Source organism: Pseudonocardia sp. ICBG601, from assembly GCF_020496245.1.
The window spans coordinates 903218-926214 of sequence record NZ_JAHLJA010000002.1; the positions used below are offsets into that span (position 1 = coordinate 903218).

Genomic DNA, 22997 nt, shown 5'->3' on the forward strand with positions numbered 1-22997 from the left:
GGCTGCACTTCGTCCAGTGCCGGTCATGCTGGCCCCGCCCCAGAATCGGCGGTAGCCGTCACACTCCACAATCCGCCGGAGGTTCTTCGTGCACCCCGCACCGACACGTCCCGCCCCGGATGCGTCCGGGTCCGAGGCCCGGACCGTCGATCCGGCGCGTCCCGGCCGCACCGTGAGCCACTACCGGCCGTCCACCCCGGACGACGTCCGCGCCGCGGTGGACCGGGCCGCCGGCAGCGACTGGCCCGCGACCACCCCGGCCCGCCGGGCGGCCGTGCTCACCGGCCTCGCCGGGGCACTGGAGCAGTCCCGCGACCGGATCGCGGCCCTGGTCACGGCCGAGGAGGGCAAGCCGCTGGCCGCCGCCCGCGGCGAGGTCGGCAAGGCGGCCGAGCAGTTCCGGCTCGCCGCGCAGCTGGCGTTCCTCGTGGAGGGGACCACGTTCCCGGCCGAGACCCCCGGCACGACCGCGCACACGCTGCGCGGCCCGCTGGGCGTGGTCGCCGCGGTGACCCCGTGGAACTTCCCGCTGTCGCTGGCCGCCCGCAAGATCGGCCCGGCGCTGGCGGCGGGGAACACCGTGCTGTTCAAGCCCTCGCCGGTCACCGCCGGGGTCGGTGAGGCCCTCGCCGCGGCCGCGTACGACGCCGGGCTGCCCCGCGACGCGATGCCCGTCCTGCACGGCCACGACCCGGACGCGATGGACGTGCTCCTGGGCGACCTGCGGGTCCGCGCGGTCAGCTTCACCGGCTCCGACCGGGTCGGCGCGCTGATCCGCGACCGCGCGCACGGTCAGGCCCGGCTCCAGCTGGAGCTCGGCGGGCGCAACTGCGCCGTCGTGTGCTCCGACGCCGACCTCGAGCGGGCCGCCGACGACATCGTGACCGGCGCGTTCGGGCTCACCGGGCAGGCGTGCACCTCGACCGACCGGATCCTGGTCGCCACCCCGGTCGCCGCGGAGCTCATGGCGCTGCTCGCCGACCGGGTCCGCTCGCTGCGGGTCGGCCCGGGCGACCACCCGGCGACCACCACCGGCCCGGTGGCCACCGAGGCCCAACTCCACCGGCTCGGCGCGCTGCGCACGAGCGCCCTCGCGGCGGGGGCCCGGGTCGTCGCCACGGCGTGGGACGTCGAGGGCCGCGACCCGGACGGCTACTGGGTGCCGCCGACCCTGTTCACCGACGTCCCGGCCGGCCACGACCTGCTGACCGAGGAGGTCTTCGGGCCGTTCGCCACGGTGCTGCCCGTCGCCGACCTCGACGAGGCGCTCGGGATCGTCGGCGCCTCGACCCACGGGCTGGCCGCGTCGGTGCACACCCGCGACCTGGCCGCCGCCCACCGCTTCGCCGCCGAGGTCCCCTGCGGCGTCATCAAGATCAACGGGCCGACGACCGGCAACGGCGTCGCCCCGCCCTTCGGTGGGCACCGCGCGTCGTCCGGCGGGGCCTTCCCCGAGGGCGGCCGCCAGGCCCTCGACTTCGTGACCGACACCCGGACCGTCTACCTCACGCCCTGACCGCCACCACCCCACCCCGGAGGCAACCGTGCACACCGTCCACCGCCTGACCCTCGACGACGCCCTGGTCCTGCTGCGTGCGGCCGAGACCGAGGCCGAGCGCATCGGCGTCCGCCAGACCATCTGCATCGCCGACGACGGCGCCCACCCGATCGCCCTGCACCGGATGACCGGTGCCCGCCTCACGGGCGTGGAGATCGCCATCGCCAAGGCGTTCACCGCGGCCGGGCACCAGCGGGCGACGCACCTGTTCAACGAGGCGCCCGACGGCCCCGCCCTGCCCGGCAACGAGGCCTTCGGCATCCAGCACATGCATCCCGGCCGCTTCACGGTGTTCGTCGGCGGCTTCCCGCTCGTCCACGACGGGCAGGTCGTCGGAGCCGTCGGCATCAGCGGCGGCAACGGGGAGCAGGACAAGGCCGTCGGCGCCGCGACGCTCGCGGCCTTCGCGGACCTGGTCGCCGCCGTCCCGGCCTGACCCGCTCCCGCCCCACCGGCCCCCGTCGCCCGCGCGCGACGGGGGCCGTCCCGCGTCAGGGGACGCGACCCGCGAACGACACACCCAGCGCGACCAGCGCGCAGCCCGCGCAGACCAGCGCGACCACGACGGTGGACAGGCGGTCCGCGGGCGCGTCGCCGACGGCCAGCGCGACCACCACACCCCCCAGCGCCGCACCGACGAAGCGCAGCGCGTTGAACACCCCCAGCCCGGCACCGGAGTCCGCCTCGCGCGCCGAACGCGCCGCGCCCGCCGCCGCCGGCGTCTGGGTCAGCGCCATGCCGACACCGACCACACCGCACACCACGGCCAGCGCCACCGGGCCGGCGCCCCGGCCGACCGCGACGGCCAGGCACGTCTCGGCGGCGACGAGCACGCCCAACCCGTGGCGCAGGGCCAGCCGGGGCCGCCAGGCCTCGGTCAGCCGCCCGACGACCGGCGCCAGCACCGTCATCACCGCCGGCACCGCGACGACGAGCAGACCGGCCTCGGCGGTCGACATCCCGCGGGCGGTCAGCAGGTACAGCGGGACCACCAGCAGCGTCGCGGTCAGGCACAGCATCTGCGCCAGCGCGGCGACCGCGGAGCGGGCGAACCGGGCCTCGCGCAGCAGCGACAGGGGGACGAAGGGCTGCTCCACCCGCCGTTCCACCACGACGAAGGCGACCAGCGCCAGCACGCCGGCGGCCACCGGCACCCAGACCGCGGGGGAGGCGGGGCCCGCCGCGGCCGCCGTCGCGGCACCCCCCAGCAGGCCGAGGGTGCCGAGGGTCAGCGTGAGCGCCCCGGCGACGTCGAGCCGGACCGGCCGCGGGGCGTCGCGCTCCAGCAGCCGGGCCGCACCCCCGAACGCGACCAGCGCGAACGGGATGATCACCACGAACACGCTGCGCCATCCGGTGGCGTCGGCCAGCACCCCACCCACCGAGGGACCGGCCGCCTGGCCCGCGCCGTTCGCGGCGGCCCACCAGGAGACCGCGCGGGCGCGGTGCTCCGGGCCCGCGGTGGTCGTGAGCAGGGCCAGGACGGTCGGCAGCACCAGCGCACCGGAGAGCCCCTGCACCGCGCGGAACGCGACCAGCGCCGGCAGCCCGGGCGCCAGGGCGGCGCCCGCCGCGCCCACGGCGACCCCCACCATCGACACCAGGAACAGCCGGCGCCGCCCGACCCGGTCCCCGAGCCAGCCGGCCAGCGGCAGCATCGCCGCGCAGGTCAGGTTGAACGCGACCACGACGAGGCTGCCCGCCCCGAGCGGGGCGCCCAGGTCGGTCACGATCCGGTCCAGCGGCACTGTCACCAGGGTGTTGGCGATGGTGCTGGCGAACGTCCCGACGACGAGGAACACCGTCGCCGGCGCCGCCGCCGGGCGGGTCACCGCGGTCGGTCCGGGGCGAGGGCGACGACGAGCGCCACCTCCACCGGGGAGCCCCCGGGCAGCGAGCACACCCCGACCGCGGCACGGGCGGGGAGCCCGTCGGGGCCGAAGCGGCCGGCCAGCACCGCGGACGCGCCGTCGGCCACCGCGGAGTGCCCGGTGAACGTGTCGATGCAGGCGACCCACACCGTCATCGCGACCGGGCGCAGCAGGGTCCGGCCGGCGCGGGCGGCGGCGTCGGTGCAGGCGGCGAGCGCGTTGCGGGCGGCGAGACCGGCCGCGTCGACGGCCGCGGCGGCGTCGGTCCCGGCCCCCACCCGGCCGGTGACGAGCAGGACCCCGTCGCTGCGGCGGGGCGTCATCCCGGCGCTGTGCACGGCGTCGCCGTGCACCACCGCCGCGACGTAGCGACCCCGGGGCGCGGGTGCGGCGGCCTCAGACACCGAGCGCCACCCCCTCCTGGCGCCCGTCGCTGCCGCCGGCGAGACAGCCGGTGTCCGGGTCCACCGACACGACCTGTGCGCTGCCGCCCGCACCGTGGTCACCGACCCCGACGACGCGGTGCCCGAGGTCCGCGAGACCGGCGAGCACGTCCGCGCCGAGCCGGTCCTCGCACCGCAGCTCGGCGGGTTCGCCGAGGTCACCGGCGTCGCTGCCGGGGAACACGGTGAACCGCGGGGCGTCGACCGCGTCCTGCGGCCCGGCCCCGTGGTCGAGCAGGTGCGAGAGCAGCTGGGTGTTCCACTGGACCTGGCCGTCACCGCCGGGGGTGTTGCCGACGTGGCGCAGCCGGCCCGCGTCGTCGGTGACGATCCAGGTGTTGAGCGTGTGCAGGGGGCGGCGCCGCGGCCGCACCTCGTTGGGGTGCCCGGGGATCGCGTATGCGCCCCGGCCGAGCCGGTTGTTCAGCACGACACCGGTGCCCGGGACCGCGCGCCCCGAGCCGAAGGTGAACGCCAGCGACCCGATGAGACCGACCGCGCGCCCGTCGCCGTCGACGGCGACCATCGAGGTGGTGTCCCCGTCCGGGCGGGCGCCCGCCGGATCCGGCAGCGGACCGGTCCCCAGGAGCTCACGGCCCCGGGCCAGCAGCACCGGGTCGAGCCTGCGGTCCGGGGCGGGCCGGTCGGACCCGGCGAGCCGGAACCGGTCGTCGAAGGCGATCCGGGCCGCCCCGGCCAGCCGGTGCACGGCGTCGACGCCGAGGGGCACCCCGGCCGGACCGCCGGGGCCCAGCAGGCCGTCGCAGAGGGCGAGCTGGTCGAGCACCATCCAGCCGGGCGTCGGCAGCGGGGTCTGGTGCACGACGTGGCCCGCGTAGCGGGTGGAGACCGCGTCCTCGGCGACGACCCGGCCGGACTCGGCCCACTCGTCCCCGGAGAAGGGGGCGCCGCCCGCGACGAGGTCCGCGACCGCCCGGTCGGCGAGCGCCCCGGTGTAGAACGCGGCCGGGTCCCGGGCCAGCGTCGCGATCGTGGCCGCCAGCCGCGGATGGACCAGCCGGGTCCCGACCCGCGGCAGCCGGCCCCCCGGGAGGAACGCCGCGGCGGTGTCCGGGTCGGCGGCGAGGCGGTCGCGGTGTCCGGCGATGTCGTCGCGGGTCCGCGCCGTGCAGGGCAGCCCCCGGGTCGCGACCCGGACCGCGGGCCCCCACAGCTCGGGCAGCGGCCGGGAGGCGCCGTGGGCGTGCAGGGCGGCCAGCGTCGCGACCGCACCGGGCGCGGTCACCGACGACGCCCCGTACCGGGGGAGCAGCCGTCCGGACCCCGCGCGGCGGTGGTGCTCCGGCGTGCCGCCGTCGGGGCCGAAGCCGCTCCCGCAGAACGCCCGGACCCGGCCGTCGGGGTCGCGGACCAGGACGAACGCGTCGCCACCGACACCGCACTGGCCGGGCAGGGCGAGCCACGCCACGGCCGCCATCGCGAGCGCGGCGTCGACGGCGTTGCCACCCGAGGACAGCACCTCGGCGCCGGCCCGGCTGATCGCCGGATGGCTGGCGGACACCATGCCGTCGGCACCGAGGGCGGGGACCCGGGCGGAAGGGGGGAAGGACGCGGGCGCGAGGACGGTCATGCGCGCGACCCTCCCCGCGCGACGACCCGGCGCCTATGGCGAAGGTGCACACCGGCACGGCCGCGACCTGGGCATGGTGCCGTAACAGCACGGTGCACAATCGGAAACCCGCTGCCTGTGCACTGTGGGCCTTCTCGGGGTGGCGACGGGGTGTGAGTGTGTTCCGTCACACCACCACCACACACCACCACACCACCGCCGGATCCCGGCGGGAAGGAGGCCGCAGTGGCCTTGTCTGCTGCGCACTGGGTCTATCTCGGCGGGGTCGTGCTGATCCTCGGCACGACGATCGCCCGGAGGAACGTCCTCGTCCCGGCACTCCTGGCGACGGTCGCGACGGCCGCCGCGATGACGGGTGACCCCGTCGTCGCGATCCAGGCCCTGTTCAACGCCACGCTCACCGCCGCGTCCGAGCTGTTCAACATCTTCCTGATCATCGCGATGGTGACGGCGCTGCTCGGGACGCTGCGGGCCATGCACGCCGACCAGCGGATGGTCACGCCGTTCCAGAAGGTCATGCGCGGCGGGTGGTCGGCCTGGACGGTGCTGATCGTCGCGACGTTCGTGATCAGCCTGTTCTTCTGGCCCACCCCGGCGGTGCCGCTGATCGGGGCCATCCTGGTGCCCGCCGCGATCCGTGCCGGGCTCCCCGCGATGGGCGCCGCGATGGCGATCGCGGTGGCCGGGCAGGGCATGGCGCTGTCCAGCGACTACGTCATGCAGGTGGCGCCCGGGCTGTCGGCGACGGCGGCCGGTGCGGACCCCGGCCGGGTCGCCGACATCGCGCTGCTCCTGTCGCTCGTCACCGGCGGCACCGCGCTGACGATCATGGGGCTGATGCTGGCCCGCCAGATGCGGACGCCCTCGGACGCGTTGCTGGAGGAGTGGGAGTCCGGTGTGGTCACCGGGCCACGGCCGTCGACGGGGCTGCTCCGGCGGCTGCGCCGCCGGCTCGGCGGAGGTCCCGGCGCCGCCGGGCCGGTGACGGTCGTCGAGGAGGTCGAGGAGCGCGTCGCGGTGGGGGGCGGCGGACCGCCGCCCGCGTCCGGCGGCGTCCCGGACGTCCCCGGACCCGCCGGCCCCGCCCCCGGTGACGGCCCCGGCGCTCCTGGCCCAGCTCCGGACGGCGCCCCCGACGACCCGCGCACGCAGCGGCTGGCCCGCATCTTCGCCGTCGCCGTGCCCGCCGCGTTCGGCCTGATGATGGTCTACCTGGTGCTGGGCCAGGTGGGTGTCGTGCCCGCGGTGCAGAGCGGGTCGGCGGCGGCCCTGGTCGGCGGGCTCGCGACCGTGCTCGTCGTGGTCGCCTGCGTCGCGCTCGACGGCCCGCGGGCCGCGCTGACCTCGGTCGGCGAGCACGTCACCGACGGACTGGTGTTCGCCTTCCGGGCGATGGGCGTCGTCCTGCCGATCGCGGGGTTCTTCTTCCTCGGCAACGCCGAGTTCGCCGGCCGCATCCTGGGACTGCCGGACGGGACCCACGCCCCCGGCCTGCTGGTCGACCTCGTCGTCGCGGCCGAGCGGTTCATCCCCGGCAACCCCGTGGTCATGTGCTTCGGGGTGCTGGTGATCGGCCTGCTCTGCGGGCTGGAGGGCTCCGGGTTCTCCGGGCTGCCGCTGACCGGGTCGCTCGCCGGTGCGCTCGGGCCCAGCGTGGGGGTGGACCCCGCGACGCTGGCCGCCGTCGGGCAGATGGGCTCGGTCTGGGCCGGCGGTGGTGTCCTGGTGGCCTGGTCGTCGCTGCTCGTCGTCGCCGGGGTGACCCGGGTCCCGGTGATCGAGCTGGCCCGGCGCTGCTTCCTGCCGGTGATGGCCGGGCTCGCGGTCTCGACCCTCGTGGCGGCCCTGCTGCTCTGAGTCCCCGCGGCGCCCACCCGGCCCCGGTCCCCGCAGCGACGGTCTGCGGGGACCGGGGCCGTCGTCGTGCGCCCGTCCGCCGGCGGAGCCAGTGCGTCCTGCTGCAACTCGTCGCCGATCCTTGTGCTGTCTGACCAGGGAGGACGGGGGTGCCGACGCCTAGCGTCGAGGTCACCGGAGAGGCGGAGCGACGCCCCCGGTTCCACCCCACATCCCTGATCTGGAGGGTTCGTCATGACCCTGACCGTGGACGAGACCGCAGGCACCCCGGTGCCGGGTCTGCTCTCCCGCGAGGACTTCCGGGCCGCACTGGAGGACGCCATCAAGGGCCGCGAGGCCAAGAACGCGTCGTTCTCCCAGGCCTGGGCGGACGGGACGCTGACCCGCGAGCACTTCAGCCGGTGGGCGGAGAACCACTACCACTACGTCGGGCCGTTCGCCGATTACCTCGGCTACATCTACGGCAACACTCCCGACCACTGCACCGACGCCAAGGACTTCACCCTCCAGAACATGTACGAGGAGGAGCTCGCCGACATCCGGCACACCGACCTGCTGATCCGGTTCGGCGAGGCCTGCGGCACGAGCAAGGAGCGCATCGAGAACCCGGACAACATGAACGCGGTCACCCGCGGGCTGCAGTCCTGGTGCTACGCCGTCGCGATGCGCGAGCACTTCGTGGTCGCCACCGCGGCGCTGGTGGTGGGGCTGGAGTCGCAGGTCCCGGGCATCTACCGGAAGCAGATCGTGCCGCTGCGCGAGACCTACGGGTTCACCGAGGACGAGATCGAGTTCTTCGACCTGCACATCACCTCCGACGAGGTGCACGGCGAGCGCGGCTACCAGATCGTGCTCGACCACGCCGACACCCCCGAGCTGCAGCAGCGCTGCCTGCAGTTCGTGCGCTGGGGCGCGGAGATGCGCTTCTCCTACACCCGCGCGCTCTACGACACCTACGTCGCTCCGTCCCTCTGACCGACCACCGCGACGGGCGCGCACCCCGCGCCCGTCGCGGCCCGACGCCCGGGAGTGCACGTGAGCGACATCGAGACCACCCGGTGGGTCGCCACCGTCCCGCTCGCCGACCTGGCCCGCCGCCGTCGCCTCCGCGTGGAGGTCGACGGCAGGCCGGTCGCCCTGTTCCTGGCCGGGGACCGCGTCGTCGCGCTCGACGACGTCTGCATCCACAAGGGACGGTCCCTGGCCCGCGGCGTGCTGTGGCAGGGCCGGGTCGTCTGCCCCGCCCACCAGTGGGCCTTCGACCCCGTGACCGGCCGGGCCGACGGACGTGACGAGTGCCAGCCGGTCCACGACGTCCGGGTCGTCGACGGCGTGATCCACGTCGACGCCCGCCCCCGCAGCCAGGAGGAGAACTGATGTCCGAGCCGGTACGCAGCCTCGTCACCGTCGGGGCCGGGCAGGCCGCCGTGGCCACCGTCCGGATGCTCCGCCGTCGTGGCTTCGACGGTCCGCTGACGGTGTTGTCCGACGAACCGCACCTGCCCTACCAGCGGCCGCCGCTGTCGAAGGAGTTCCTGCGCGGCGACGCCGGCTCCGCCGACCTCGTGCTGCTCGACGAGACCTGGGCCGCGGCCCACGACGTCGAGCTGCGGACCGGGGCGGCCGTCACCGCCGTCGCACCGGGCCGGGTGGAGCTGGGGGACGGGTCGCACGTGAGCGCCGACGCCGTGCTGCTGGCCACCGGGGTACGGGCCCGCACGCTGCCCGGGGTGTCCGGCGACCGGGTCGTGCACCTGCGGACCGTCGGCGACGCCGTGCGGCTCCGCGACGCCCTGCCCGGGCTGCGGCGGCTCGTCGTCGTCGGCGGCGGGCTGATCGGCGCCGAGGTCGCCTCGTCGGCGCGGGAGCTCGGGGTCGAGGTCGTGGTGCTGGAGGCCGGACCACTGCCGATGCTCGGTGCGCTCGGGCCGGACATGGCCGCGTTCTGCGCCGGGCTGTACCGCGACCACGGGGTGGACCTGCGGTGCGGCCAGGAGATCTCGGCCGTCTCGCCGACGGCAGCGGGAGTCGTGGTCGAGACCTCGTCCGGGCCGGTGGAGGCCGACCTCGTCGTCGTCGCGGTGGGGTCGGTGCCCCGCGACGAGCTCGCCCGCGCGGCGGGGATCGCCGTCGACCCGGTCCGCGGGGGAGTGGTCGTCGACGAGATGTGCCGGACCTCGGCTCCCGGCGTGTTCGCGGCCGGGGACGTCGCCTGCCGTGCCGTCGGTGACGGGTTCGTCCGCGTCGAGCACGTGGACAACGCGACGACCCAGGGCGGAACCGTCGCCCGGGCCCTGCTCGGGAAGGCGGTGCCGCCGCCGGAGGCGCCGTGGTTCTGGTCGGACCAGTTCGACCTCAACCTGCAGGTCGTCGGGCACGCCCCGACCGGTGCGGAGGTCGTGGTCCGCGGCAGCGTCGCCGACCGCGACTTCACCGCCTTCTACCTGACCGACGACCGGGTGCGCGCCGCGTTCTGCGTCGAGCGCGGCGGTGACGTCCCGGCCGTCCGGGCCCTGCTCGCGCTCGACGCCCCGGTGCCCCGCGCGCAGCTCGCCGACGACGACCACGACCTGTTCGACCTGCTCGACACCATCAGCGCCTGAGGAGAGACGCCGTGGACTTCCACAAGATCGCCCGTTCCGGTCAGGTCCCCGAGGGGGTCGTCCGCCGCTTCTTCGCCGGAGAGGTCGAGGTCGCCGTCTCCCGTTCCGACGGCGAGGTGCACGCCACCTCGAACTACTGCAGCCACCTCGACTGCCTGCTGTCCAGCGGCAAGGTCACCGACGAGGGACTGCTGTGCTCGTGTCACGGCAGCGTCTTCGACTACACCTCCGGCGAGCCGCTGTGCCCGCCGGCGACCCGGCCCATCACCGTCTTCCCGGTGCGGGAGGAGGAGGGCCACATCTGGGTCGGCGTCGACGACGAGCTCGCCGAGGCGGCCATGCGCCGGCGTGCGGTCGGGGCCCGCCGGCTGGGCGACGCGGCGGGCTGATCCCCCTACCGACGACCACCGGTCGTGAGCCCGGAGACGATCGTGTCGGCGTAGGACCGCCCGATCTCCGCGGCCTCGACCGGTGAGGTCGACGGGTCGAACCAGCGGTTCGACCACGCCACCATCCCGATGACCCCGTAGGCGATCACCCAGGGCTCCCCGGTGCGGCGGAACGAGCCGTCGGCCATGCCGTCCTCGACGATCGCGACGACGACGTTCTCGTAGCGCTTGTTGTAGCGGGCCATCGTCCGCGTCCACTGCGAGCGCTCCGCGAACGCCGCGAGGTCCTCCTGGATGTAGAGGTAGAGGTACGGGTAGTACTCGGCGTAGGACACCATCAGCTCGGTGACCAGCGTCCGCAGCTTCTCCGCGGGTGTGCCCGGCCCGGCGAGGATCTCCTCGGCGCGCAGGCAGTTGCGCTCCACGGCGTCGCCGACGGCGGTCTGGAACAGCTCGTCCTTGTTGCCGGCGTAGTAGTAGATCGACGCCCGGTCCATCCCGACGGCCTCGGCGATGTCGGTGATCCGGGTGCCGCGGAAGCCGCGCTCGCGGAACACCGTCCCGGCGGCGCGGATGATCTCCTCGCGCCGGGCCAGGTAGGCGGCGCCGCCCTCGTCGCGTGCCGCGCTGCGCCGCCTGCCGATCCCGCTGGTCACAGATCCCCCCACGTCAGACCCGGTGTGCTGCCCGCAGCTCGCGTTTGAGCACCTTCCCGGACGCGTTGCGCGGCAGGCTGTCCACGATAGTGACCGAGGTGGGGCACTTGTAGCGGGCCAGCCGGGTGCGGACGTCGGCGAGCAGTGCCTCGGCGTCGACGACGGCGCCCTCGGCCGGGACGACGACGGCCGCGACCGTCTCGCCCCAGCGCGGCGAGGGCACTCCGATCACGGCCACGTCGCCGACCGACGGGTGCGCGGCGAGCGCGTTCTCGACCTCGGCGGGGTACACGTTCTCCCCGCCGGTGATGATCATGTCCTTGATCCGGTCGTGCAGGTGGAGGTAGCCGTCGGCGTCGCGCCAGGCGGCGTCGCCGGTGCGCAGCCAGCCGTCGTCGAGCGCGGCCGCGGTCTCCTGCGGGCGGTTCCAGTAGCCGGGGGTGTTCTGCCCGGAGCGGACCCGGATCTCCCCGACCTCGCCGTCGGCGACGGGCGCGCCGGTCACCGGGTCGGTCAGCGCGACCTCCAGCCACGGCAGCGGCCGCCCGACCGAGCGCAGCAGGTGTGCCCGCGGCCCGCCGGGGTCGTGCTCGTCGGGGGTGAGGGTCACCACCGTCCCGGACGTCTCGGTCATCCCGTAGACGGCCATGAACCCGCAGCCCAGCACGTCGATCGCGCGGCGCAGCAGCGCCTCGGTCATCGGGGCGCCGCCGTAGGCGATCCGGTCCAGCGCCGACAGGTCCGCCTCGGCGATGCCGGGCGCGGTGAGCAGCGCCGCGACCACCGCGGGGACGGCGAAGGCGTGCGTGACCCGCCGGCGCTCCAGCTCGGCGAGCAGGTGCTCCGGGGTCAGCGCGGACAGGAGCACGGTGTGCCCGCCCTGCCCGAGCGCGGTGAGCCCGTAGCCGATCCCGCCGATGTGGAACAGCGGCGAGGGCACGAGGTTCACCGTGTCCGGGCCCATGCCGTAGAACTCCCGGCCCATCCGCGGGGTGTACGCGAGGTTGGCGTGGGTGATCAGCACGCCCTTGGGCAGGCCGGTGGTGCCGGAGCTGTAGAGCTGCAGGACGACGTCGTCGGGCCCGACCGGGACGTCCGGCGGCGTGGCCGGGTGCCCGGCGAGCCACGCCTCGTAGCCGTCCTCCAGCAGCAGCGGGTCGGTGCCCGCCGGGAGCAGGTGCGCCTCGCCCCGGCCGGTGAGGATCAGCGCCGGGCGGGCGTCGCCGAGCACGGCCGCGATCTCCGGCGCGGCGAGGCGCCAGTTCAGCGCGACGAGCACGACCCCGGCCCGGGCGGAGCCGAACAGCACCTCGACGTACTCCGGGGTGTTGCGCAGCAGGACCGCGAGCCGGTCCCCGGGCCGCAGCCCGGCCGCGGCGAGCGCGTGCGCCACCCGGTTGGCCCGGGCGTCGAGCTCGCCGAAGGTGACGGTGCGGTCGTCGAGGGAGACGGCGGGGCGGTCGGCCCCCAGCGCGGTGACCCGGTCGAGCAGGTCCGAGAGCGTGGCGTCCATGGTCAGTAGCTCTTCGGGAGGCCCAGGTTGTACTGGGCGACGTGGTTGAGCACCATCTCCCGGCTCACCGGCGCGGTGCGGAACATCCGCGCGGTGAACCACAGGTCGGCCAGCCCGTACTCGTTGGACAGACCGTTGCCGCCGTGGGTCTGGATCGCCTGGTCGACGGCCTTCGCCGCGGCCTCGCCCGCCGCGTACTTGGCGACGGTCGAGGCGCTGCCCGCGTCGGCGCCGGCGTCGGTCAGCTCCGCGGCGTGCATGGTCATCAGCCGGGCGAGCTGGACGTCGACGAAGCAGGCCGCCAGGGGGTGTGCGACGCCCTGGTGCGCCCCGATCGGCGTCGACCACACGGTCCGCTCGGCGGCGTAGCGCGCGGCGCGGCGCAGCGCGTAGCGGGCGATGCCGTTGGCCTGCGCCGCGGCGGTGACGCGCTCGGGGTTGAGGCCCGCGAACACCTGGCGCAGCCCCGCGCCCTCGACGCCGATCAGGTCGTCGCGGGTCACGCGGACGTCGTCGAAGAAGGTGGTGAACTGGTTCTCCGGGATCTGCAGCGCGGCGTCGATCCTCGTGAACGACAGGCCCGGGGCGTCGGTGGGCACCAGGAACATCGAGATCGGGTGCCGTCCGTCGGGCCCCGCCTCGGCGCCGCGGCACACGACGATCACGGCGTCGGCGTCGTCGATGCCGGAGGTCCAGTACTTCTGCCCGCGGATCCGCCAGCCGTCGCCGTCGGGGTGGGCCGTGGTGGTGATGTTGTGGGTGTTGGTGCCCGCGTCGGGCTCGGTGATGGCGAACGCGATCCGCTTCGTGCCGTCGGCGACGCCCGGCAGCCAGGTGCGCTTCTGCTCGTCCGAGGCGTGTGCCACGAGCAGCGACCCGGCGATCGCGGGGGAGATGACCAGCATGAACAGCGGGCAGCCCTGCGCCGCGGTCTCCTCGATGACGATCGCGAGGTCGGTCAGCCCGCCGCCCCCGCCGCCGTGCTCCTCCGGCAGGTGCACGCCCAGGTACCCGGCCCGGCCGAGGTCGGCCCACAGGTCGTCCGGGCGGCCGCCGGAGCGTGTCACCTCCTGGAAGTAGCTGCGCCCGTAGGCGCCCACGAGCTTCGCGACGGCCTCGCGCAACGCGCGGCGCTCGTCGGTGTCGACGAGCAGGTCGTCCTGCATCCGTCCGTCGGCGGCCACACTGCCTCCTAGGTCAACGTAGGTGTTGACGGTACTCCGACCGTCACGTCCAGTGGAAGAACCCGCGGCCGGTCTTGCGACCCAGCCGGCCCTCGCCGACCAGCCGTCGCAGGATCGCCGGGGCGGCGTAGCGCTCGCCGTACACGCTCTCGAGGTGGCGGGCGATGTCGAGCCGCACGTCCAGCCCGACGACGTCGGACAGCCGCAGCGGGCCGATCGGGTGGCCGTAGGCGAGCACGGCGGCCCGGTCGATGTCCTCGGCGCTCGCGACGCCCTCCTCCAGCATCCGCATCGCCTCGAACGCCGCGATGTTGTCCAGCCGGGAGGTCGCGAAGCCCGGCACGTCGGCGACGACGATCGACTCCTTCCCGATCCGGGTCGCGTGGTCGCGGGCGGCGGCCACGGCGTCGTCGGAGGTCGCCGGGCCCCGCACCACCTCGACCAGCGCGATCGACCAGACCGGGTTGAAGAAGTGCATGCCCAGGAACCGGTCCGGCGCCGCGAGCCCGGCGGCCAGCGACCCGATCCCGACCGAGCTGGTGTTGGTGGCCAGCAGCCGGGGGGAGCGGGCCTCGGCGGCGGCGAGCACCCGCGCCTTCAGCTCCGGGTCCTCCGGCACCGACTCCACGACCAGGTCCAGGCCGGTGGGCAGCTCGGACACCGCGCCGACGACCCGCAGCAGCCCGGGCAGCGCCTCGGCGACGCCCGGGTCGACCCGGCCGCGTTCCACGCCGGTGCGGGCCCGTGCGGTCAGCTCCCCGACCAGCCGGTCGGCGCGGCCCGCGTCGGGCTCGACGACCGTCGTCGCGGTCCCGGCGGCGGCGAGCACGTAGGCGATGCCGGCGCCCATCGTGCCGCCGCCGACCACGGCCGCCGTGCCCGAGTCCGGACTGCTCATGTCTCCTCCCGGGACAGCTCGTCGGCGATCCAGGCGACGAGCTCGGCGGTGGCGGCGAGCTCGCCGCCCATGCCGAGGAAGCCGTGGATCATGTCGGGCCACTCGCGCAGCGACACCGGCACGCGGGTCTCACCCAGCCGGACGGCGTAGGCGACGCCCTCGTCGCGCAGCGGGTCGCAGCCGGCGACCGCGATCGACACCGGCGCCACCCCGGCGTGCCCGGGTGCGGTCAGTGGGGCGGCGTCGGGCGGCGGGGTGGCGGCGTGGGGGTCGCCGCCCAGGTAGTGGTGCCAGAACCAGGTCATGTCCTCGCGGGTCAGCAGGTGCCCCGCGCCGAACTCCTTCCACGACGGGTGCGCGTCCGGGTCGGGCGGGGTCAGCGGCGGGTAGACCAGCACCTGCCGGCGCAGCCACCGGGCCCCGCGCAGCCGGCGGGCGGCCGCCGTGGCCAGCGTCGCGCCCGCGCTGTCGCCACCGACGGCGACCCGCGAGCCGTCGGCCCCCAGGGTGTGGGCGTGGGTGGCGAGCCACCGGGTCGCGGCGACGGCGTCGTCGAGCGGGCCGGGGAAGGGCGTCTCGGGGGCCCGCCGGTACTCCACCGAGGCGACGACCGTGCGCGACGCCGCGGCGATCGCCCGGCACGGCCGGTCGGCCAGCGCGACGCTCCCGGTGACCCAGCCGCCGCCGTGCAGCCAGACGGTGAGCGGCAGCTCGGTGCCCGGTTCGGGGTGGTAGACCCGGACCGGCAGCGGGCCGTCCCCGCCGTCGGCGAGGACCTCGCGGGTGCTGACGCCGCCGGGCTTCGCGCCCTGCATCCAGCGCGACGCCTCGACCGCATGCCGCGCCCCGAACACGCCGATCTCGGTGTAGGGGCGCATCCCGAGGTCGTCGAGCCGGGCGAGCAGTGCGGCGGCCTCCGGGGCGGGGGCGTTCACCGGGCCCGCTCCAGGGTGCGGTGCAGACCGAGCCGGTCGCGCACGACGTGCCCGGTGACCGTGCCGTCGGCGCCGGGCTCGACCAGGCCCGCGATCCCGAGGGCCACCGGGGTGCCGGTCGCACCGGGGGCGTCGGGCAGACCGCCGGCGTAGCGGCCGCGCGCCACCGCGTGGAAGGCGACCCGCCGCCCGGCCGCGAACAGCGCGGTGACCTCGCAGGTCACGTCGTCGAGCACGGGGTCGGCGCCCCGGCCGTCGTCGGCGACGACGCCGGGCAGCGGCCCGGTCACCCGGCCCGCGGCGAGCCAGCTGCGCACCGCCTCCTCGGCGCCGGGGTCGGGCCCGGCGACCGGTTCGGTCCACGGCGCCACCATCGGCGGGTCGACCGGGTCGGGCGCGCCGCCGTGGAGCTGGCGTCGTCGGCCGAGGTAGTCCTCCTCGCAGGCGTTGTGCACGAGCACGCCGTCGCGGGCGGTGAACAGCCCGATCCCGCGCCAGGCCGCCGCGCCGCCGCGGGCCGAGGCGCCGTGCTCGGTGAACCGCAGCGCGACCCGGCCGTCCGGGGTGTAGAGCGCGTCGTGCACCGTGATCGTCAGACCGGGGAAGCGGGCGAGCTGCCCGGAGGTGGCCTCGACGTAGTCCTCGCGGCCGCGCATCGTGTACGCGCCGATGACGATCGTGTAGTCCGGCGCCATGATCTCGGCGGGCACCGCGGGGTCGGCCCGGTCGAGCCAGTCGACGGCGAAGCGGCGCATCAGCGACCCCAGCGGGTGCAGCTCCGGCGCCGCGGTCATCGCTGCTTCCCGGCCTGGTAGGCCTCCCAGTAGGTGCGGTGCTCGCGGAACGGCGCGTCCCGGTCCTCGACCGCGGCCCGCACGCCGCTCGCCCGCTGGATCCGCTCGAAGTCGGCCATCGCGGGCCCGGCGATGGCCATCGCGTCGGCGTCGTTGGCGGCGGCGATCGCGGCGGTGATGCCCATGGCGTCCCACCAGCGGTTCGTCGACTCCTTGTGCGCGTAGATCATCTCCAGCGGCACGTTCGCGACGCGTTCGGCGTAGGCGTAGGCGACGGCCTCGACCTCGTCGGCGGGCACGGCGCGGTTGGCCAGGCCCAGCTCGGCGGCCTCGACCCCGGTCATCTCGTCGCCGGTGAACAGCCACTCCTTGGTCCTGCGCATCCCCAGGTGCACCGGCCACATGCCGAACATGTGGATCTCGCCCATGGTGCGGGCCTCGGGCTGGCCGAACCGGGCGTCCTCGGCGGTGAAGACGATGTCGAGAACCCCGGCGAGGTCGAGCCCCCCGGCGACGCAGGCGCCCTTCACGACACCGATCGTGGCCTGGCGGATCCGCCACAGCCGCATCCAGCGCTCGCGGGACTCGTGGAACTCGCGACGGGAGAAGATCGGCGCCCGGCGGTGCGGGCGGGCGTCCTCGGGCCGGCTCGGGGTCTCGGCGGTGCCCCAGAGGTAGGCCCACTCGGTCAGGTCGTAGCCGGTGCAGAAGTTCTTGCCGTTGGACTTCACGACGAGCACCCGGGTGTCGTCGTCGGAGTCGAGGTCGTCGAGGGCCAGGTCGATCTCGTCGCGCAGCGCCCGGCACAGCGCGTTGCCGCGGTGCGGGCGGTTGAGCGTGAGGGTCGCGATCCGACCCTCCTTCTCGTAGATCAGGTGCTCGAACTCCACGCCTCGACTCCTTTGTCCTCGGCCGTCGTGGCCCACGCTAGGAGCGCGCTGCGGAATCGTCAACACATCCGTTGACGGACGGCGCCGGTGCTGCCTACCCTCGGCCGGGCCGGTCGCGGCAACGGTGTCGTGACCGTCCGAGGGAGGTCGGAATGACCGGACGCGTGGTCGACGCGCTCGTCGTCGGGGCGGGCTTCGCGGGGCTCCGCAGCCTGCACACGCTGCGCGAGCGCGGCTACGACGTGGCCGTGGTCGAGGCCAACGACGACATCGGCGGGGTCTGGTACGTCAACCGGTACCCGGGCGCCCGCTGCGACGTGGAGAGCTACGACTACTCGCTGTCGTTCTCACCCGAGCTGGAGCAGGAGTGGCGCTGGAGCGAGCGCTACGCCACCCAGCCGGAGATCCTGCGCTACGTCGAGCACGTCGCGCAGCGGTTCGACCTGCGGCGCGACGTGCACCTGTCCACCCGGATGGAGCGCGCCGAGTTCGACGAGACCACCGGGCGCTGGCGGGTCGACACCGATCGCGGCACCTGGGACGCCCGGTACCTGGTGATGGCGACCGGGCAGCTGTCGGTCCGCGCCGTCCCCGGGATCCCCGGCGCCGACGACTTCGCGGGCACCACCCTGCACACCGCGGACTGGCCGCACGAGGGCGCGGACCTGTCCGGGAAGCGGGTCGGGGTGATCGGCACCGGCTCCTCGGGCACCCAGCTGATCCCGGTCGTCGCCCGGGAGGCGGCGCACCTGACGGTCTTCCAGCGCACCCCGAACTTCTCGGTCCCGGCGAACAACGGGCCGATCGACGACGCCCGCGACGCCGAGGTCAAGGCCGGCTACGCCGACCGTCGCGAGCGGGCGCGCCGCTCCCCGAGCGGGCTCGGGTTCGTCCCGAACAAGCAGTCCGCGCTGGAGGTGTCCGACGACGAGCGTCGCGCGCTCTACGAGGAGCAGTGGCGCACCGCCGGGTTCGGCTTCCTGCTGGCCTACTACGACCTGATGCTCGACCAGGAGGCCAACGACACCGCCGCCGACTTCGTCCGCGCCAAGATCGCCGAGAAGGTCGACGACCCGGCGACCGCGGAGAAGCTGATGCCGCGCGGCCACCCGTTCGGCGCGAAGCGGCCGCCGGTGGACTCGGGTTACTTCGAGACCTTCAACCGCGACGACGTCGACCTCGTCGACCTGCGCGAGACCCCGATCGAGCGGATCACCCCCACCGGGGTGCGCACCACCGCCGGCGAGGTCGGGCTCGACGTCCTCGTGTTCGCCACCGGCTTCGACGCGATGACCGGGGCCCTGCTGCGCCCGGAGATCGCCGGCCGGGGCGGGGAGACCCTGCGCGAGCACTGGGACGCCGGGCCGCGGACCTACCTGGGCGTCGGCGTCGCCGGGTTCCCGAACCTGTTCGTGATCGCCGGGCCGGGCAGCCCGTCGCTGCTGTCGAACGTTCTGCTGTCCATCGAGGCGCACGTGGACTGGCTCGCGGACCTGCTCGACCACGCGAGGGACCGCGGCGCGACCGTCGTCGAGGCCGACCCCGGTGCCGAGGCCCGCTGGGTCGAGCAGGTCAACGCCCGCGCCGAGGCGACGCTCTACCCGCGGGCCGACTCCTACTACATGGGCACGAACGTGCCGGGCAAGCCACGCGTCTTCACCCCCTACGTCGGCGGGGTGCGCGGCTACCGGCGGATCCTGGAGTCCGTCGTCGCCGACGGCTACGACGGCTTCCTCCTGTCCGGGAAGGGACGGGACGTGAGGGCGTCGTGACCGCGCACCCGCTGCCCCCGGCGCAGCGGCGGGCCGCGATCGGGGCCCGGCACCCGCGGTGGGTGCCCCGCACGCTGGCCGGGGCGCTCGACGCGGCCTGCGCGGAGTTCGCGGACCGGCCGTTCGTGGTCACCGAGGCCGGGACGTGGACCTACCGCGAGCTGCGGGCGTGGGCGGACCGGCTGGCCGGGGGCCTCGCCCGGCTCGGCGTCGGCCGCGGCGACCGGGTCGCGGTCGTCCTGCCCAACGACGCCGAGTTCCCCGCCCTGCGCTACGCGATCGCCCGGCTCGGCGCGGTCACCGTGCCGGTCAACACGGCCAACCGGACCGCCGAGCTCGGCTTCGTGCTGCGCCGCTCCGGTGCCCGCGTGCTGGTCACGGTCGACCGGTTCCGCGACGTCGACCACCTCGCCGCGCTCGACGCGCTGGCCCCCGGCTGGGCGGAGCGGCCCGGCGGCGCGGGCGGGGAGGCGCTGCCGGACCTGCGCCACGTCGTCGTGCACCCCGGGGGCGCGGCCCCGCCGCGGCCCGGCGTCACCACCGTGGCCGACCTCGCCGCCGCCGACCCGGTCACGGCGACGGCGGGGGAGCCCGGCGACGTCGCCGACATCCTGTTCACCTCCGGCACCACCGGCGAGCCCAAGGGCGTCCAGCTCACCCACGACATGCTGCTGCGCACCGCCTACGGCTCCACCTGGGGCCGGGCCTACGCCGACGGGCACCGCGTGGTGTTCTCGCTGCCGTTGTTCCACGTCTACGGCTACGTCGAGGGCCTGCTCACCGTCGGGTTCGTCGGCGGCGCGGTGATCACCCGGCGCACCTTCGACCCGGCCGCGCTGCTCGCCACGATCGAGGCCCACCGCGCCCACGACGCGCTGCTGATCCCGACGATGACCGCCGAGCTGGTCCGGGTGCAGCGCGAGCGCGGGTACGACCTGTCGTCGCTCACCCACCTGTACTCCTCGGGCGGGGTGTCCCCGCACGGGATCTGGGCCGAGATCGACGAGGTGCTCGCCCCCGGCGAGGTCGTCACCGGCTACGGCATGAGCGAGACGACGGCGTCGACCACCTGCACCTGGCCGGAGGACCCGGCGGAGCGCCGCGCGACGACCAACGGCTGCGTCAAGACCGCGGGCGTGGCCGGTGACCCGGCACTGGGCGGACGCCTCGTCGAGTACCGGGTGCTCGACACCGCGACGCTCGCCGAGCTGCCGACCGGCGCGGCCGGGGAGCTGGTGTGCCGCGGCCCGGGCGTCACCCCCGGCTACTACCGCAACCCCGAGGCCGACGCGGCCGCGTTCCTGCCCGGCGGCTGGCTGCGCACCGGGGACCTGGGCACGTTCGACGCCGACGGCTACCTGCACCTGGTCGGGCGGACCAAGGACAGCTACCGCTGCGGCGGCGAACAGGTCGTGCCCGGCGACGTCGAGGCCGTCCTGGCCCGGCACCCGAGCGTGCACCAGGCGTTCGTCGTGCCGGTGCCCGACGCCCGCAGCGGCGAGGCCGGATGGGCGTGGGTCGTGCCGCGCGCCGGGCACACCGTCGACGCCGGGGTGCTCGTCGCCTGGTGCGCGGAGCACCTGGCCCGGTTCAAGGTGCCCCGGCACGTCGCGGAGATCGCCGTCGACGACGTCCCGCTGACCCCGTCGGGGCGCGCACGGAAGTTCCTGCTGGCCGAGCGGGCGGCGCGGGAGCTGCACCCCGGCGGCTGAGGCGGGTGGGTCAGTCCGCGTCGCGCTCCGCGGCGAGTGCCTTCCCGGCGCGCACGAGCACGTCGAGCTGGGCGCGGTTGTACAGCTCCCGCATCGCCCGGCCCAGGGTCTGCTCCGCCCGCTGCTCCCCGACGGGTGCGTCGGTGTTCGGCGCGACCAGGCCGGGATGGGTCTCGTAGAGCGCACGCAGGTACGGCACCATCCGGTCGGCGAGCTCCTGGCGGGTGGCCTCGTCGGCGTCCGCCGGGAGCGTGTCGAACCGGTCCTGCGTCGGGTCCGGGCGGGCGTCGGCCAGCATGTCCGCGACGGCCTGCAGCCGCTCCGAGCCCAGCACCCGCGGCAGGACGAGGGTGAGCGACCGGTCGGCGTCGGACATCGGCTGGTCCGCGGCCGCGGCGAACTCGGTGGGCAGGTCGGTCGGTGCGGCGCCGTCCAGGATCAGCGCGAGCTCGGCGCGGGCCTGCTGCAGCCGGTCGATGGTGGCGGCCAGCTCGGCGTCCAGCGCGCGGGCGGCCTCCTCCGGGTGGGCGTCGGCCTCGTTCATCTCGGAGATCTGGGCCAGCGAGAACCCGAGGTCGACGAGCCGCTTGATCCGCAGCAGCCGCACCAGGTGCGCCACCCCGTACTGCTTGTAGCCGTTCGCGCGCCGATCGGGCTCGGCCAGCAGCCCGATGTCGTGGTAGTGCCGCACCGCCCGCAGGCTGGTCCCCGCCAGCTCGGCGACCTCACGGGTGCTCCAGGTCACGACGTCCCCCTCGTCCGGTTCCTGCTCCTCCACCACCCTGCCGTATCCGGCGGTCAGCGCCCCGAGTGGGCGTCGGCGTAGTGGTCGAAGAACAGCGCCGCGGTCAGCTCGCCGCGCCCGGACACGCCGAACTTCGCGAACAGCCGCTTGACGTGGTCGAGCACCGTGTACTCGCTCATCCCGCACTCGCGGGCGATCCGCCGGTTCGACGCGCCCCGGGCGAGCGCGGCGAGCACCTGCCGTTCACGTGGGGTGAGGCCCTTGCTGCGCACCACGAGGTCGGCGACCTGGTGCGGGCGCACCTCCTCCACGACGACGGCGAGCGCCCCGCCCAGCGGCGACGCCCGGAACGACAGCCACCGGCCGTCGGTCAGCGGGACCGTGCCCTCGGCCGGCAGGCCCGCGGCCCGGCGCGCCGCGACCGCCTGCACCACCTGCGGGACGGCGTCGCCGCCGAGCAGGGCACGGGCGTCCTCGGACAGGTCGAGCACCCGGCCGTCGGCGTCGGTGAGGATCGTCCCGGCCGGGGCACCGCCGACCAGGTCGCGCCCCGTCCGCACCAGCGCGTCGCGCAGGGCCTCGCCGAGCGGGCGGGCCACCGCCGAGGCCGCGGCGACGTCGGCGGCGGCGAACGTGCCGCCCGCCCGCAGCAGCACCGCCGCGCCCCAGGTGGTGCGGCCGTCGTGCAGCGGCACCCGCAGCTCGTCGGTGAACCCGCGCGGGGCGAGGACGTCGCGGTAGCGGGCGCTGGCCGCCGGGTCCCCGCCGGTGACGGCGCTCAGCGCCCCGGCCCGGCCGGTCGCGGCGACGTCGGTCAGCTTCAGCACGTCGTCGACGCGGTACTCGTTGTCGAACACCGCGTTCTCGAACGCCACGTCGCGTTCGGCGCCCACCAGCACGCAGTCCGACCACAGCAGCGTCGCCGGGTCCAGCACCGCCCACACCGCGAGGTCGGCCGGGACCCGGCGGGCGAGCGCCGCGGCGGCACGGCGACGCAGCTCGGCGTGGTCGGCCACGGGGCCACCCCCCTGGAAGCAGGGATGGGACCGGCACCCGCCGCTCCCTACCGTCGTCCCAGCAGCACACCCCACAGGAGGCCGCCATGGAAGCCAGGATCATCACGACTGACGACGCCGACGCGTTCGGCATGCCGCACACCCGCGCCGTCCCGCTCGCCACCGGCGTCGACACCGGCGACGCCTGGGAGGCACTCGAGCTGACGCTGGGCCCGGGTGCGGCGTCGCCGCCGCACACGCTGTCCGCGGACAAGGTGTTCTACCTGGCCGCCGGCGAGCTCGACGTCGACCTCGACGGCGTCACCCACCGGCTGCGCGCCGGGGACGTCGCGCACGTCCCGGCCGGGGTGCTGCACCGCTACCGGGCCGACACCGACGCCCGGCTGGTCGTGCTGGTGACGGGTGCGACGCAGGTGCCGTTCCTGCGCGGGATGAGCGAGCTCGGGCGCTCCGGCCCGCCCGCGCCGGACGCGGTCGCCGCGCACGCCGCCGGGCACGGGGTGCGGATCGCGGCACCGTCGGCGGGCTGACCGGACGGTCCCCGGGATGCCAGACTGCGCCGGAGGAGGT

22 protein-coding genes are annotated in these 22997 nt (G+C 75.5%); 10 read left to right on the forward strand and 12 right to left on the reverse strand.

All coding sequences use genetic code 11. From position 1 onward, the window contains the following. Positions 1-88: 88 nt before the first annotated feature. Positions 89-1516, forward strand: a complete 1428-nt coding sequence (locus KPL57_RS04265; protein ID WP_226350553.1) for an aldehyde dehydrogenase — start codon at positions 89-91, stop codon at positions 1514-1516. A 28-nt stretch (positions 1517-1544) separates the two neighbouring features. After that, the gene (locus tag KPL57_RS04270) at positions 1545-1994 is read left to right on the forward strand and encodes a heme-binding protein (protein ID WP_226350554.1); all 450 of its coding nucleotides are present in this window, start codon (positions 1545-1547) and stop codon (positions 1992-1994) included. Positions 1995-2049: 55 nt separating this feature from the next. Here KPL57_RS04270 and KPL57_RS04275 read toward each other — a convergent pair whose 3' ends face one another. The 3 genes from KPL57_RS04275 to KPL57_RS04285 are packed head-to-tail and all read right to left on the reverse strand — an operon-like array spanning position 2050 to position 5463. Next, a complete protein-coding gene (locus tag KPL57_RS04275; RefSeq protein WP_226350555.1) occupies positions 2050-3390 on the reverse strand; it encodes an MFS transporter in 1341 nt (446 codons plus the stop codon). Beyond that, on the reverse strand, positions 3387-3833 hold the full coding sequence (locus KPL57_RS04280; RefSeq protein ID WP_226350556.1) for a RidA family protein: 447 nt from the start codon (positions 3831-3833) through the stop codon (positions 3387-3389). The genes KPL57_RS04275 and KPL57_RS04280 overlap by 4 nt, the downstream gene beginning before the upstream one ends. Then, the gene (locus KPL57_RS04285; RefSeq protein ID WP_226350557.1) at positions 3826-5463 is read right to left on the reverse strand and encodes a gamma-glutamyltransferase family protein; all 1638 of its coding nucleotides are present in this window, start codon (positions 5461-5463) and stop codon (positions 3826-3828) included. The genes KPL57_RS04280 and KPL57_RS04285 overlap by 8 nt, the downstream gene beginning before the upstream one ends. A 225-nt stretch (positions 5464-5688) precedes the next feature. On the opposite strand from KPL57_RS04285, the gene KPL57_RS04290 reads away from it, so the two are divergent. From KPL57_RS04290 to KPL57_RS04310, 5 genes are all read left to right on the forward strand, one after another. After that, entirely contained in the window at positions 5689-7320 is a 1632-nt protein-coding gene (locus KPL57_RS04290; RefSeq protein WP_226350558.1) for a hypothetical protein, read from the forward strand. A gap of 234 nt (positions 7321-7554) precedes the next feature. After that, complete coding sequence (locus KPL57_RS04295; protein WP_062396477.1) at positions 7555-8295, forward strand: TenA family transcriptional regulator; 741 nt, start codon at positions 7555-7557, stop codon at positions 8293-8295. Between the two features lie 60 nt (positions 8296-8355). Continuing rightward, positions 8356-8697, forward strand: coding sequence for a Rieske (2Fe-2S) protein (locus tag KPL57_RS04300; protein ID WP_224391397.1), 342 nt, complete (start codon positions 8356-8358; stop codon positions 8695-8697). After that, positions 8697-9923: an NAD(P)/FAD-dependent oxidoreductase gene (locus KPL57_RS04305; RefSeq protein ID WP_226350559.1), complete on the forward strand. Its 1227-nt coding sequence runs from the start codon at positions 8697-8699 to the stop codon at positions 9921-9923. The genes KPL57_RS04300 and KPL57_RS04305 overlap by 1 nt, the downstream gene beginning before the upstream one ends. Before the next feature lie 11 nt (positions 9924-9934). After that, the gene (locus KPL57_RS04310; protein WP_062396475.1) at positions 9935-10312 is read left to right on the forward strand and encodes a Rieske (2Fe-2S) protein; all 378 of its coding nucleotides are present in this window, start codon (positions 9935-9937) and stop codon (positions 10310-10312) included. A 5-nt stretch (positions 10313-10317) separates the two neighbouring features. Here KPL57_RS04310 and KPL57_RS04315 read toward each other — a convergent pair whose 3' ends face one another. The 7 genes from KPL57_RS04315 to KPL57_RS04345 form a co-directional block, all read right to left on the reverse strand. Continuing rightward, positions 10318-10968 carry a TetR/AcrR family transcriptional regulator gene (locus tag KPL57_RS04315; RefSeq protein ID WP_226350560.1) on the reverse strand — a complete coding sequence of 217 codons (651 nt, stop codon included), beginning with the start codon at positions 10966-10968 and terminating at the stop codon, positions 10318-10320. A 13-nt stretch (positions 10969-10981) separates the two neighbouring features. Further along, positions 10982-12481 carry an AMP-binding protein gene (locus KPL57_RS04320; RefSeq protein WP_226350561.1) on the reverse strand — a complete coding sequence of 500 codons (1500 nt, stop codon included), beginning with the start codon at positions 12479-12481 and terminating at the stop codon, positions 10982-10984. A gap of 2 nt (positions 12482-12483) precedes the next feature. Continuing rightward, positions 12484-13647, reverse strand: a complete 1164-nt coding sequence (locus tag KPL57_RS04325) for an acyl-CoA dehydrogenase family protein (RefSeq protein WP_226350655.1) — start codon at positions 13645-13647, stop codon at positions 12484-12486. 61 nt (positions 13648-13708) lie between these two features. Then, complete coding sequence (locus tag KPL57_RS04330; protein ID WP_062396471.1) at positions 13709-14563, reverse strand: 3-hydroxyacyl-CoA dehydrogenase family protein; 855 nt, start codon at positions 14561-14563, stop codon at positions 13709-13711. Further along, entirely contained in the window at positions 14560-15498 is a 939-nt protein-coding gene (locus KPL57_RS04335; protein WP_062396469.1) for an alpha/beta hydrolase, read from the reverse strand. The genes KPL57_RS04330 and KPL57_RS04335 overlap by 4 nt, the downstream gene beginning before the upstream one ends. Next, positions 15495-16292 carry a nuclear transport factor 2 family protein gene (locus KPL57_RS04340; protein WP_226350562.1) on the reverse strand — a complete coding sequence of 266 codons (798 nt, stop codon included), beginning with the start codon at positions 16290-16292 and terminating at the stop codon, positions 15495-15497. The genes KPL57_RS04335 and KPL57_RS04340 overlap by 4 nt, the downstream gene beginning before the upstream one ends. Next, a complete protein-coding gene (locus KPL57_RS04345) occupies positions 16289-17182 on the reverse strand; it encodes an enoyl-CoA hydratase-related protein (protein WP_226350563.1) in 894 nt (297 codons plus the stop codon). Before KPL57_RS04345 ends, KPL57_RS04340 begins: the two co-directional genes overlap by 4 nt. 152 nt (positions 17183-17334) lie before the next feature. Between KPL57_RS04345 and KPL57_RS04350 the strand changes: the two genes are divergently transcribed. Together KPL57_RS04350 and KPL57_RS04355 are read left to right on the forward strand one after the other, a co-directional pair. Beyond that, entirely contained in the window at positions 17335-18954 is a 1620-nt protein-coding gene (locus KPL57_RS04350) for an NAD(P)/FAD-dependent oxidoreductase (protein ID WP_226350564.1), read from the forward strand. Beyond that, positions 18951-20666, forward strand: coding sequence for a class I adenylate-forming enzyme family protein (locus tag KPL57_RS04355; RefSeq protein WP_226350565.1), 1716 nt, complete (start codon positions 18951-18953; stop codon positions 20664-20666). Before KPL57_RS04350 ends, KPL57_RS04355 begins: the two co-directional genes overlap by 4 nt. 10 nt (positions 20667-20676) lie before the next feature. On the opposite strand, the gene KPL57_RS04360 is transcribed toward KPL57_RS04355, so the two are convergent. Beyond that, positions 20677-21444, reverse strand: coding sequence for a MerR family transcriptional regulator (locus KPL57_RS04360; RefSeq protein WP_374203656.1), 768 nt, complete (start codon positions 21442-21444; stop codon positions 20677-20679). A gap of 20 nt (positions 21445-21464) precedes the next feature. Continuing rightward, entirely contained in the window at positions 21465-22427 is a 963-nt protein-coding gene (locus KPL57_RS69275; RefSeq protein ID WP_062396460.1) for a helix-turn-helix transcriptional regulator, read from the reverse strand. A gap of 86 nt (positions 22428-22513) precedes the next feature. On the opposite strand from KPL57_RS69275, the gene KPL57_RS04370 reads away from it, so the two are divergent. Next, positions 22514-22957, forward strand: coding sequence for a cupin domain-containing protein (locus KPL57_RS04370; protein ID WP_062396457.1), 444 nt, complete (start codon positions 22514-22516; stop codon positions 22955-22957). The last annotated feature ends 40 nt before the right edge of the window (positions 22958-22997 follow it).